A 13,090-nucleotide genomic window follows, 5' to 3' on the forward strand; every position below is an offset into this window, starting at 1 on the left:
AGTATCGAGCTTGCCGCGGTTCAGCGACAGGCTCACCCCAAAAAACGCCTTCGTCCGGCGCTGCGATCATCGCAGCGGCGCGGCGAGGCGCGTCTGCGACACCCCAGTCAAGGAACGGACATCGCCATGCTCGACGCCAATATCAAGAACCAGTTAAAAACGTATTTGGAAAATGTCACCCGGCCGATCGAACTCGTCGCCTTCCTCGACGACGGCGACAAATCGCGCGAGCTGAAAAGCCTGCTCGACGAGATCGCCTCGCTGTCTCACCAGATCAGCGTCGTCGAGAAAGAGGACGCCAGCGTGCGTCGTCCGTCCTTCACCATCGGCGAGGCGGGCAAACCTGCGGGCATCCGCTTCGCCGGCATCCCGATGGGCCATGAATTCTCCTCGCTCGTGCTGGCGCTTTTGCAGGCGGGCGGCCATCCGATCAAGCTCGACGACGCCACCATCGAGCAGATCCGCAATCTCGACGGCGATTTCGCGTTCGAGACGTATTTCTCGCTGTCGTGCCAGAACTGCCCGGAAGTCGTGCAGGCGCTGAACGTGATGGCGATCATCAATCCGCGCATCCAACACGTCGCGATCGACGGCGCGCTGTTCCAGCAGGAAGTGGAAGAGCGCCAGGTCATGTCCGTGCCGATGATGTTCATCAACGGCGAAAGCTTCGGCTCGGGCCGGATGGGCGTGAAGGAAATTCTGGCGAAGCTGGACACGGGCGCATCGGCGCGGGCGGCGAAGGAACTCGAAAACAAGCCGGTGTTTGACACGCTGATCGTCGGCGGCGGACCTGCCGGCGCGGCGGCGGCGATCTATTCGGCGCGCAAGGGCATCGCGACGGGCGTCGTCGCGGAGCGTTTCGGCGGCCAGGTGCTCGATACGATGGCGATCGAGAACTTCGTCTCCGTGAAGGAAACCGAAGGACCTCAGTTCGCGACCGCGCTCGAACAGCACGTGAAAAGCTATGAAGTCGACGTGATGGACGTGCAGCGCGCCGAAAAGCTCGTGCCGGGCCGCATCAACGAGATCCATCTGGCGAGCGGCGCGGTGCTGAAGGCGAAGACGGTGATCCTGTCGACCGGCGCGCGCTGGCGCGAAATCGATGTGCCGGGCGAGCGCGAGTATCGCGGCCGCGGCGTGGCGTACTGCCCGCACTGCGACGGCCCGCTTTTCAAGGGCAAGCGCGTCGCGGTGATCGGCGGCGGCAATTCGGGCGTCGAAGCGGCCATCGATCTCGCGAACCTCGTCTCGGCGGTCACGCTGATCGAGTTCGGCAACGAGCTGCGCGCCGATGCGGTGCTTCAGAAAAAGCTGCGCAGCCTGAAAAACGTGACCATCGTCACGCAGGGGCAGACGACCGAAATCACCGGCGACGGCAAGAAAGTGAACGGCATCACGTACACGGACCGCGCGACCGGCGCGAGCAATCACGTCGAGCTGGAAGGCGTGTTCGTGCAGATCGGCCTCGTGCCGAACACCGAATGGCTGAAGGGCACGGTGGAGTTGTCGAAGCACGGCGAGATCGTCGTCGATGCGAAGGGCGCGACCTCGCTGCCGGGCGTGTTCGCCGCCGGCGACGTGACCACGGTTCCGTACAAGCAGATCGTGATCGCGGCGGGCGAAGGCGCGAAGGCATCGCTGTCGGCGTTCGATCATCTGATCCGCGCGTCGGTGGAAGACGAGGCAGTGGTCGAAGAAGAAGCGGCAGCCTGAGCGTAGCGCGGGCGTCGTAGTGACCGGAAGGCGGACGGGCGACCCGTTCGCCTTTTTTGTTTTATTTCGCTTCCGCCGGCTTCGGCTTGAGCACGAGCGGAAACGTAACCTCGAATACGCTGCCGTGCCCTTTCGACGACTGGAACCGTAGCTCCCCGTCCAACGTGCGCGACAATTCCTTGACAATGGCGAGCCCGAGCCCCGCGCCGGGGATATCGTCGGCGGCGGCGCGCTCGAACTCCTCGAACACGCGCTCCTGATCCGCCACGCCGATGCCCACGCCCGTGTCCGCGACGCGCAGTTTCCAGCATTCGTCCGGCGCCGCCGCGATCGCCAGCACGATCTCGCCCGACGACGTGTACTTGATCGCGTTCGTCAGCAGATTCAGCGCGACCTGCTTCACCTTCAGCCGGTTCGACGTCACCGTGCCGAGCACCGGATCGAACTGGCCGATGAGCTTGAGCCCCTTCGCCTCGGTCGTGACGCGGCACGCCTGCATCAGTTCGTCGAAGAGGCCGACGAGATCGAATGGCTCGACCGTGAGCAAGGAATCGTCGCCGAGCACTTTCGAATATTCGACCATTTCATCGACGAGCGTCGCCATGTCGGCGACCTGCCGGTTCGCGAGGCCGAGCGCCGCGTCGCGCTTCGCGGGCGAACGCGTGGCGAGTTGCAGAGCCGTCGAGAATACGTTCAGGAAGTTGCGCAGATCGTGCGCGACGCGACGCGCGATCTGCATGCGCGTTTCATATAGATCGCCGATGAGTTTTTGCCGCAGCGTCAGCTCGTAGTTCGCGCGCTCCAGCATGCCGGTGTATTCGTCGATCTTGCGATCGCGCTCGCCGATCGCCTCGCGTATCGACGCGAGCGTGACGAAGCTCACCACCTCGTCGGTCATGAGGCGCGCGTGCTCCTCGTCCGCGCGCGAAAAATCCTCGTGCGTGCTGGCGTACTCGCCGATCGCGAGCAGCAGCACCTGACGAAACAGATCGAGCTCGCGCACGAGTTCATCGACACGATAGCCCTGCTGCCAGCGCCATTGACCGTGCTGGCGCGCGTCGCGCTCGATCGCGCCTTCCTGGTCGCGCAGGTTGCGCGACTCCAGCACGATGCAGATTTCCTCGAAGATGCTCGGCAGATGATCCGCGAGCTGACGATAGGTGAGTTGATCGGAATGTTCGACTTCCTGATCGCCGAACACGAGCTTCATCCATCGCTCGGTGAGCGCGGGTTGTTGCTCGCGCAGCGCGGCCACGAGACCCTTCAAGCCGCCGACTGACGTGTCGCTCATCTGCGAGTTCCTGATAGCTTGAGGCGCCGGAGGGCGGCGCGCGTGGTGATCGTGATATGCAGTCGAAAGCATTTCCCATGTCGCCGGAGCCGACCGCGAATGCTTCGCCAGTATAGGCGCGATGCCCGCGCCGATGGTGCATATCCGAGTTTTCCCTTCCACTTTGCGACGCACCGGATTCAGTATTCCATTCAGATGCCGCCGACTGGTTTCGCGAGCATGGCGTAGAGCGCCTGCGCCGCCGGCGACAACGACGCCGAGCGGCGCGTCACGAGTACGAGCGAGCGCGTGACCGTCGGCTCGACGAGTTCGATCGCCCGCACCGTCGGGTACGCGTCCTTCTGAATCGCGAGCGCCGGCACGACCGCGGCGCCGACGCGCTGCGCCACGAGCCCGAGCGCCGTGGAGCTGCGCTGGACCTCGTAGAACGAATGCAGTTCGATGCCGCTGCCTTCCAGCGCGGCGTCGATCAATGCGCGGTTGCCGCTCACGTCGCCCGCGAGAATGAGCGGATAGTCCGCCAGCGCCCGCCACGCGATCCGCTTGCGCCGCGCGAGCGGATGATCGCGATGGCACACGACCACGTAGCTATCCTCGACGAGCGGCTCGGTGTGCAACTCCGGATGATGCTCGCCCGCGATCTTGATGCCGAACTCCACTTCACGATGCAGCACCGCCTGCGCGACCGCCGACGACGCGTGATCCAGAATCCGGACGCGGTTATGCGGATAACGCGCCGAATACGCCTGCAACACGCGCGGCAGATACTGCACGCCGACGGTCGGCACGCACGCGATCGACACATCGCCACGTTGCGCCATGCCCGTCTCCCGAATCTCCATCAGCGCGGCCGACAATTCCGCGAGCAGACGCCGCGCTTGCGGCAGGAACGTGCGCCCCGTTTCGGTGAGATTCATCGAGCGCGTGGTGCGCTCGATGAGCGGCACGCCGAGAAAATCCTCCAGCTTTTGCAGACGCTGGGTGATCGCCGTCTGCGTGATATTGAGGCGCTCGGCCGCGCCCCTGAAGCTTCCCTGATCGGCGATGGCGACGAACGCCTGCACGCCCAGCGTGTCGATTTTCATAAGAAAAACCAAATAATGCGCAGCATAAATTCATTTTACGCTGGGCGCGGGCGCGTTCAGAATCGCTGCTGTCCCCTGACATACACATCGAATGGAGCCCGACATGACGACATCATCGGCCGACTGGCAAGCCCGCCAGTACACACTCTTCGAAGCGGAGCGCACGCGTCCGGTGCGCGATCTGTTGAACGCGACACAAGCACAGACCGCGCGCACCGCCGTGGATCTCGGCTGCGGCCCCGGCAACTCGACCGAAACGCTGATCGGCTACGCGCCCGACGCGCGCATCATCGGCGTGGACAATTCGCGCGACATGATCGATTCGGCGAGGAAGCGCCTGCCGAACGTCGACTTCCAACTCGGCGATATTTCCGCGTGGCCGGGCGAAGGCCCGTTCGATCTGATCCTCGCGAACGCGTCGCTGCAGTGGGTGCCTGATCACGAGACGCTGTTTCCATCGCTCGTCGGCAAGCTTTCGAAGGGCGGCCGGCTGGCCGTGCAGATGCCGGACAATCTCGACGAGCCCGCGCACCGGCTGATGCGCGAAACCGCCGCCGACGGTCCGTGGCGCGACAAGCTCAAAGGCGTGGAGCGCACCGAGCGCTACCGCGCGGACGCGTATTACTCGCTGCTCAAGCCGCATTGCGCGCGTGTCGACGTGTGGCGCACGACGTACCATCACCCGCTCGACGGCGGCGTCGATGCGGTTATCGAATGGTTCAAGGGAAGCGGGCTGCGGCCGTTCCTCGCGAAGCTCGACGAGAAGGAAACGACCGCTTTCCTCGACCGCTATCGCGCTGGGCTGCAAGCGGCCTACACGGTGCTCGGCGACGGCACGGTGCTGCTGCCCTTCCCGCGCATTTTCATCGTCGCGACGCGCTGAATCTCAATGCGGCCGGCTCTGTTCGCGCAGCATCTGCACGAACTGGCGCGCGGCCGGCGACAGCTCCCCGCCCTTGCGTGTGACGATGCCGTAGGTCTGCGACTTCGATTTCATGCGCACCGGCAGGATGCGCAGCATGCCGTGACGCTCGAAAACCTTCGCGACGCTCGCCGGCAAGATCGACACGAGTTCCGGGCTTTCCTGCAGCAGCGTCACCGTCATGAGCGGCGAGGCGGTGGAAATCGGATTGGCCGGCATCGGCAGGCCGGCGAGATCGAGTTCGCGTTCGAGCAGCGCGCTCATCGGCATGTAGCTCGGATAGGTGACCCAGCGATAGCGCGCGAGGTCCGCGAAACCGACTTTCTGTTCCCCCGTGCGCTCGTGGGCGTGCCCGACGACGATGCAAAGCGGTTCGTCCGCGAGCGGCTGATAGTGATATTTCGACGGCTGATCCGACACGCTCGACCTGCCGATCACGAGATCGACACGGCCGTCGTCGAGCATCGGCAGCATGCGCGCGCTCGTATCCTCGACGATCTCGATGGCCAGATCCGGATGCCGGGCGTGCATTTCGTTGACGATCGGCGCGACGACGCCCGGCACCGCGCCCATGATCGTGCCGACCGTCAGGCGTCCGCCCGTGCCCGCGCGAATCTGTGCGACTTCCTGGCACAGCGCGTTCAGATCGGCGGCCAGCACGCGCGCATAGCGCACCACGCAGCGGCCGAACGGATTCGGAATCAGCCCGGTCTTCGCGCGCTCGAACAGCGGCGCTTCCAGCATCGATTCGAGTTCGGCGAGCGCCTTGCTCGCGGCGGATTGCGTCATCGCCATCGCGCTCGACGCCTTGTGCAGCGATTTGTGGTCGTCCAGCGCGATCAGCAACTGCAACTGCTTCATGCGCAACCGCGACATCAATACTTCCAGCGTATTCTTCATCCGTCGGCCTGCGGGAAAGCGTGGGGTGATTCCAAAAAGCGATCAAGCGATGGAAAGGTTTCACTATACAGGTGCACGCGCGAAGCCGTATAGTCGGGCATGAGACAGTCATCGTACAACTGACTGCCACGAATCACTCCAAGCAAGGACGAGACAACATGCAACTCACTGGCAACCTGCTGATCGGTCAGGAATCGGTCTTCGGCTCGAACGGCTCGATCAAGGCCGTCAACGCATCGACGGGCGCGGCCATCGAACCGGCTTTCGGCGGCGCGACGCTGGCCGATCTCGACCGCGCGTGCGCCCTCGCGTGGACCGCGTTCGACGTCTATCGCGAAACCGCGCCGGAAGCGCGCGCGAAGTTTCTCGACACGATCGCGCAAAATATCCTCGATATCGGCGACGATCTGATCGAGCGCTGCATGATCGAAAGCGGCCTGCCGCGCGCGCGCCTCGAAGGCGAGCGCGGCCGCACGGTCGGCCAGTTGCGCATGTTCGCCGACGTCGTCCGCAACGGCGACTTCCTCGGCGTACGCATCGATCCGGCGCAACCCGAGCGCAAGCCGCTGCCGCGCGTCGATCTGCGTCTGCGCCACATCGGCGTCGGCCCGGTCGCCGTGTTCGGCGCGAGCAACTTCCCGCTAGCGTTCTCGGTCGCCGGCGGCGACACGGCGTCGGCGCTCGCAGCCGGCTGCCCGGTCATCGTGAAGGCGCACTCGGCGCATCCGGGCACGGCGGAGCTGGTCGGCCGCGCGGTGCAGAAGGCCGTCAAGGACTGCGGCATGCCCGAAGGCACGTTCTCGCTACTGTTCGACAGCGGCCGTGACGTCGGTCAGGGTCTGGTCAAGGACAATCGCATCAAGGCAGCCGGCTTCACCGGCTCGCGCGGCGGCGGCACGGCGCTGATGAAACTCGCGGCGGCACGCACCGAGCCGATTCCCGTCTACGCGGAAATGAGCAGCATCAACCCGGTTCTGCTGTTCCCGGCGGCGCTCGCGAACCGCGGCGAAGCCATCGCCAAGGCGTTCGTGGGCTCGCTCGTGCTCGGCGCGGGCCAGTTCTGCACGAATCCGGGCCTGGTGCTCGCCGTCGACGGTCCCGATCTCGACAAGTTCATCGCGGCGGCATCGGCGGCGCTTTCGGAAACCGCCGCGCAGACGATGCTCACGCCGGGCATCTGCAAGACGTATCAGGGCGCCGTCGAGCGCGCGGGCGAGCATGCGGGCGTGACGACCGCCGCACGCGGCGTCGAGGCGAAGGGCGAGAATCAGGGCCGCTCGGCCTTGTTCGTCACCACCGCCGACGCGTTCCGCAAGAGCCACGAACTGCAGGAAGAAATCTTCGGCGCGTCGTCGCTCGTCGTGCGTTGCCCGGATCTCGCGACCATGCTGGATCTGGTCGAATCGCTGGAAGGCCAGTTGACCTCGGCGCTGCACATCGACGAAGCGGATTACGCCGATGCCAAACGCGTCCTGCCCGCGCTCGAACGCCGCACGGGCCGCCTGCTGGTGAACGGCTTCGGCACGGGCGTGGAAGTCGGCCACGCGATGGTCCACGGCGGCCCGTTCCCGTCGACGGCGGATGGCCGCTCGACCTCGGTCGGCAGCCTCGCGATCAACCGCTTCCTGCGTCCGGTGAGCTATCAGGATCTGCCTGACGCGCTCCTGCCCGATGCATTGAAGACGGACAATCCGCTCGGCCTGAACCGCCGCATCGACGGCAAGCTGCAACTGGCCGAATAAGGCTTCCGCCTACGGTCGGACTGACGAGGGCCGCGGCGCGAATTTCGCGTCGCGGCCCTCGCCATTTGCGGACGCCATCGGCATTTCGGACGATGCTTCGGATGCCTGATCAATCTTCGATCGACATCCGGCGATCCGGCCAATCCGTGTTTACGCGTCCGCCGTGGGCGCGAAACAACGCTTTGCCTGGCGTGCGAATCGCTTTGGCATCAGTGGGTTATCCGGCGATCGCGCGCCCTTGTCGTTTAACGGCTAAGGATTGGCGGTTCAAAACCGCCGGCGCGATCCCAAAATGTCAGAAATTATCGTGAGCGAGAGAAGCGAGGCGCGCGGCGTGCCGATTCGAAGTCGTACGCGCGTCGATCCGACGCTTTCACATCGACATCAGGGCCAATGTGCGGAACTCCGGTCCGTACGCCATCAGCCATACGACGCGCGGCGCAATGGTGTAGTCGCTTAAGTTTCGCGGCCCGGAAATAGGTGCGAAAGGCAATTGACGTCCGATAGTGGTTGAACCATAGTCGGAATGTCGTTTCCCGCCGGCGCGCATGGCGCGCGGGGAGAGAATACGAAGGATTGCTGTTGCGGGACTGCGTTCCTGCGTACAGGCGCGACGACCCGGCGCGCATTGGCGGCCACGCGATTTTGGCAACCTCACGCACATGTCCTTCGAGGGGCTCCAGCATGACCACGCGTCTGACGTTTCCCGCATCCATGTTCTCCGTCGTCTGCCAGCGGTGCGGCAGCACGGTGCGCAAAAACGCCGACAGTTGCCCCAATTGCGGCGCCGATCGCAACGCCGCGTTCGGCCAGCAGCGCGAAGCCGCGCCGGGCAAGCCGCGCACGAACGTTTTCGAAGAAGCGGGCGCGCCGCTCGCATCGGCGGCGGCTTCGGCATCGACTTCTTCCGCCGCGCTCGGCACGGACGGCGCCGAGCGCGTCGAGCCGGGCATGCGCTCGCGCTGGACCGAGCGCGCGAGCGAGCGCATCGCGCAGAAAGCGGCGGAATATCGCGCGCGCCGCGCCGAAGAGTCCGCGCGTAACGCCTATGCCGAATCCGGCAACGATCCCGACGCGCTGCCCGGCTCGGAGCGCTGGAACACGAAGAAGACGGTCATCGCGGGCGCATGCGGGCTCGTGCTGCTGCTCGGCGCGATGTTCTATTACCAGCTCGGCGATTCCGATGGCGGTGGCGGCACGCCTTCCGCCGATCACAGCGTCTCGGGCGCGATCGATTCCAAGGTCGGTTCGCTCATGCGCGGCGCAACGACGGACGCTCCGGCCGTCGCCGAACGTCGCGTCCCGGCGGACACGCGCGTGCCCGGCGGCGATACGCTGCAAGGCGTGCGCACCGCGCTGGATCAGCACGACCTCGCCACCGCCCGCGCGCGGCTCAGAGTCCTTCCGGCGCAGCAGCAGGCGCGCGCGGACTACGAAAGCCTGAAAGACGAACTGCTCAAGCGCGAATCGCAACGCGACGCCGCGCTGCAACTCGCGCGCGCCTGCGAGCGGACTTCCGCATGGGCCTGCGTGCAGCAGAATGCGGGCGAGGCGCTCGCGCTCGACGGCAGCAACATGGAATCCCAGACCATGCTCGAACGCGTGGTCTCGCATGCGGGCTGGCTCGCGCCGACGGCAGCGGCGGCGCTCGCCAAGAAGGTTCCGGGCACGGCGCCTCCGACGGCTGCGCCCAATCCGCCCGATGCGACGAACACGGCAGCCGCCACGCAGCCGAAACCGGCCGCCGCGATGCCCGCGCCGCTTCCCGCGCAGGCAAACGTTGCAGCGGTCGCGCCGGCTACGAAGCCGAACACCATCGCGCAGAAACCCGCCGCCGACCGGCGTGTTGCGCAACGCAGCGCCGCCGCGCGCCACGCCGAGGACGACGCCGCGTACGAAGCGCGTGAGGAGAAAATCGCGCGTGCCCAGGCGGCGACCGCCGCGATCACCGCGACGACCGTCGCACCGCCCGCCGCGCCCGCCGCGCCCACCGTCGCCACGACAATGACGAAGCCCGCGCCCGCCGCACCAGCGCCCACGCAGACCACGGCGGCCGCGCCTTCGCAACCGGCGGCGAAAGCGGCTCCGGCGCCCGTCACGCAGGCGGCGCGCACGCCCTACTATCTCGGCGACGAAGACCCGCAGCCTTCCGCGGCGGCCAACAACAACACGCGTCCCGCCAATCCGCGCGCGCCCTACTATCTCGGCGACGAGCCGCCGCAGCAGGCCGCTCGCCCGGCGAATCCGCGCGGCGCGTATTACCTCGGCGAAGATCCCCCGCAACCGTCGGCGCCGGCCACGCCAGCCACGCGGGCCGCCGTGCCGCGTCCGCCGCAACCCGGCAACCAGAGCAGCGCGCTGCCGCCATCCACGGCGACGATGCAGGCCGCCGTGCCGCGCCCGCCCGCGGCGCAACCTGTCGCGCAGACTGCCGCCGCGCAGCGCGTCGCGCCGGTCGTGAGTCAGCCCGTCGCGCAGACGAACGCACCGGCGCGCAGCACGCAGGCGAGCGCCGGCGCGTCGCCCCAGTTCGCCAATATGCCGGCGGGTTCACACCTGGACTCCGACAAATCCGAGGAGCTCGAACGCGCCATCAAGCAATACGGCTGGAGCGGCGGCGACCCGGCTTCGAAGCCGTCGCGCTGAGCAGAAAAGCAAAAGCAGAAGAACACACCGAGACAACAACGACGCACGGCAAGCACGCGCCACGCGCCTTCGCGTTGAGCCGCATGTGAGTGACCGGGCATGAGTGAATTGCGCGCTTTGCGGACTCTTTTCTGCGTCGCGCGAGTTTCAAAAGTACCCGTCCAACTCCGATTAAAGGGTCAATCATGTTCACCACAAAAAGCATGCGCAACGCCGCACGGGGTGCGCTGGCGCTCCTTGCCATCGCCGGGCTGATCGGCGCGGGATCGAGCTTCGCCGCCGATCCGATCCCCTACAAGATCACGACGGGGCAGGAACGGGGCACGTATATCCAGATCGGCCAGGACTTGTCGAAGTATGTGGCCGAACCGGCGGGCATCGAGCTGGAAGTGCTGCCGTCGAAGGGATCGGCGGAAAACGTGCAACGCATGCGCTACGAGCCCGGCGTGAAGTTCGCGCTGGTGCAGTCGGACGTGTATCAGGCGTACATGGACATGGCGACCTCGGGCAACGCGGACGCGGGCAAGATCATCAAGCCGTTGCGGCTCATCATGCCGCTCTACGACGAGGAAATTTACTTCGTCACGCGCGCCGACTCGCCGATGAAGTTCATCCACGAGATCAAGGGCAAGAACATCAGCGTCGGGCCGATCGGCAGCGGCACGGCGCAATCGGCGGAGACGCTGTATCGGCTGATGTTCGGCGAGCCGATCGCCGAAGCGAACGAGCAGCATTTGAACAACGAGGATTCGCTCGCGCGGCTGATCGTGGGCAAGATCGATGTGGCGGTGATCGTCGCGGGCCAGCCGGCGAAGCTCTTCCAGGACATGAATCCCGAGCTCTTGAAGCAGATCAAGCTGCTGCGCCTCGACTCCAGCGCGCAGGAAACCGCGCGCGCGAAGCAGACTTATTTCCCGGCGACGATCCGCACGTCGAGCTATCCGAACTGGATTCAGGAAGACACGCCGACGCTCACCGTGAAGGCGTTCCTCGTGACCTATGACTACGGTTTGCGCGGCACGGTCGGCGCGCTGTCGAAATTCGCGGATTCGCTGTGCACGAACTTCGACACGCTGCAGGCCAACGGTCATCCGAAGTGGAAACAGGTGCACCTCGAACTGCCGCCGCTCACGCGTGGCTGGAAGTACTATCCGCCGATGGAAAAGCACCTGCGCGCGTGCATCGCGCAACGCACGGCGGCGGCCGAGCAGTCGCAGACTCCGGCGCGCAAGGTCGCGGCGCGCGACGCGGATGCGGCCGCGCAGAAGCCCAAGAAGGCGAGTTGCACGGCACAGGAAAAGCTCTTGCTGCTGTGCGATCAGTGATACCGCGAAGCTAGCGGGCGAGCGTCGGCATGAGCGCGGCGAGCCGCTTCATGCCGCGTTCGATCGCTGCGGCGCTCGTTCCGCCATAGCCGAACAGCACGCCTTGCTGCGCCGGCTCGCCCGCGTAGAACGCGCGGATTCCATACAGTCCGACCGATACCGCACGCGCCGCCGCGACCACGTCGTTCTCGTGCAGTGACCCAACAAGCCGCGCGACGAGATGGATGCCTGCCGTCGATGGCAGCGGCTCGAACCACGGCGCGAGCTCGCCTCTCAATCGCTCGATCAGAATCGCGCGGCGTTCCGCATAAGCCTTGTGCATGCGGCGCAGATGCTTCGCGTATTCGCCGTCGAGCATGAACGCGCCGAGCGCCGTTTGCGTCAGCATGCAACTGTGCCAGTCGCAGGTCTGCTTCGCGTTCCAGATCGGCTCCGACAAGGTCGCGGGCGGCACGACGTAGCCGAGCCGCAGATCGGGAAAAAGCGTCTTCGAAAATGTGCCGACATACGCGACGAGCCCCGCGCGATCCAGACTCTTCAGCGATTCCACCGATCTGCCTTCGAAGCGGAATTCGCCGTCGTAATCGTCCTCGACGATGACCGCGCCGCGCTTCGCGGCCCATTCGAGCAATTCGATGCGCCTCTCTAGGCTCATCGGCATGCCGAGCGGAAACTGGTGCGACGGCGTCACGTAGACGAGGCGGGTATTGCGCGGCAGCTTTTGCACGACGATGCCTTCGCCATCGACCGGCACATGCGCGATGCGTGCGCCGAGCGCCGCGAACAGCGCGCGGGCGGGCGGATAACCCGGTTCCTCGATCGCGACGACATCGCCCGGCTGGATCGTGACGCGCGCGAGCAGATCGAGCGCCTGCTGCGCGCCCTGCGTCACGATCACGTCCTGCCAGTTGCACACGACCGCGCGGCTGAACCCGAGATAACGCGCGATGCCGAGCCGCAGTTCCTGCTCGCCGCCCGGATCGCGATAGCCCGCGAAGCCGTCGGTCGCGCGCGCCTGCGTGCGCAATGCCTGATTGAGACAGCGCCGCCACGCATCGTAGGGGAAAAGCGTCTTGTCGGTCACGCCGCCTTTGAAATCGCAGTCGAGCGTTTCGTGGGCGGGCGGCATCGGCATCGCCATGCGCTCGGGCATCTTGCGCCAGATGCCGGTCGCACGGGCGCGGGCCGAGACGGGTTCGGCCTGCGCGGACGGCAGGCGCGTGAGGCCTTCGGCGACGAACGTGCCGTCGCCCGCGCGCGTGTGCAGATAGCCCTCGGCGATGAGCCGCTCGAAGACATCGAGCGTGGTCTTGCGCGAGACGCCGAGCTGCGCCGCGAGATCGCGCGTGGACGGCAGCCGCGCGTTCGCGGCGAGCCGGCCTTCGACGATGCCCGCGCGCAACTGGCCGTAGATCTGGCCGGTGAGATCGCGACGGCCGTGCAGGGTGATGTGGATGTCCAAGGGC

General features: G+C 66.0%; 9 protein-coding genes. 5 read left to right on the top strand and 4 right to left on the bottom strand.

Going from position 1 to position 13,090, the window contains the following annotated elements:
- Positions 1 to 126 precede the first annotated feature (126 nt).
- Positions 127 to 1,713, top strand: coding sequence for an alkyl hydroperoxide reductase subunit F (gene ahpF / locus IAG25_RS29210; RefSeq protein ID WP_187607940.1), 1,587 nt, complete (start codon positions 127 to 129; stop codon positions 1,711 to 1,713).
- 61 nt (positions 1,714 to 1,774) lie between these two features.
- Here ahpF and IAG25_RS29215 read toward each other — a convergent pair whose 3' ends face one another.
- Entirely contained in the window at positions 1,775 to 3,004 is a 1,230-nt protein-coding gene (locus tag IAG25_RS29215) for a sensor histidine kinase (protein WP_187607941.1), read from the bottom strand.
- 191 nt (positions 3,005 to 3,195) lie between these two features.
- Positions 3,196 to 4,089 carry a LysR family transcriptional regulator gene (locus IAG25_RS29220; RefSeq protein ID WP_187607942.1) on the bottom strand — a complete coding sequence of 298 codons (894 nt, stop codon included), beginning with the start codon at positions 4,087 to 4,089 and terminating at the stop codon, positions 3,196 to 3,198.
- 103 nt (positions 4,090 to 4,192) lie between these two features.
- On the opposite strand from IAG25_RS29220, the gene tam reads away from it, so the two are divergent.
- Positions 4,193 to 4,972: a trans-aconitate 2-methyltransferase gene (gene tam / locus IAG25_RS29225; RefSeq protein WP_187607943.1), complete on the top strand. Its 780-nt coding sequence runs from the start codon at positions 4,193 to 4,195 to the stop codon at positions 4,970 to 4,972.
- A gap of 3 nt (positions 4,973 to 4,975) precedes the next feature.
- On the opposite strand, the gene IAG25_RS29230 is transcribed toward tam, so the two are convergent.
- Entirely contained in the window at positions 4,976 to 5,911 is a 936-nt protein-coding gene (locus IAG25_RS29230) for a LysR family transcriptional regulator (protein ID WP_187607944.1), read from the bottom strand.
- Positions 5,912 to 6,069: 158 nt separating this feature from the next.
- Here IAG25_RS29230 and IAG25_RS29235 point away from each other — a divergent pair, with 158 nt between their 5' ends.
- The 3 genes from IAG25_RS29235 (at position 6,070) to IAG25_RS29245 (ending at position 11,624) form a co-directional block, all read left to right on the top strand.
- Complete coding sequence (locus IAG25_RS29235; RefSeq protein ID WP_187607945.1) at positions 6,070 to 7,653, top strand: aldehyde dehydrogenase (NADP(+)); 1,584 nt, start codon at positions 6,070 to 6,072, stop codon at positions 7,651 to 7,653.
- Between the two features lie 684 nt (positions 7,654 to 8,337).
- Positions 8,338 to 10,299, top strand: a complete 1,962-nt coding sequence (locus tag IAG25_RS29240; protein ID WP_187607946.1) for a zinc ribbon domain-containing protein — start codon at positions 8,338 to 8,340, stop codon at positions 10,297 to 10,299.
- 185 nt (positions 10,300 to 10,484) lie between these two features.
- On the top strand, positions 10,485 to 11,624 hold the full coding sequence (locus IAG25_RS29245) for a TAXI family TRAP transporter solute-binding subunit (protein ID WP_081818274.1): 1,140 nt from the start codon (positions 10,485 to 10,487) through the stop codon (positions 11,622 to 11,624).
- A gap of 10 nt (positions 11,625 to 11,634) precedes the next feature.
- On the opposite strand, the gene pdxR is transcribed toward IAG25_RS29245, so the two are convergent.
- Entirely contained in the window at positions 11,635 to 13,086 is a 1,452-nt protein-coding gene (pdxR, locus tag IAG25_RS29250) for a MocR-like pyridoxine biosynthesis transcription factor PdxR (protein WP_187607947.1), read from the bottom strand.
- Between the last annotated feature and the right edge of the window lie 4 nt (positions 13,087 to 13,090).

Source organism: Caballeronia sp. EK (assembly GCF_014384845.1).
Classification (GTDB): Bacteria; Pseudomonadota; Gammaproteobacteria; order Burkholderiales; family Burkholderiaceae; genus Caballeronia; species Caballeronia jiangsuensis.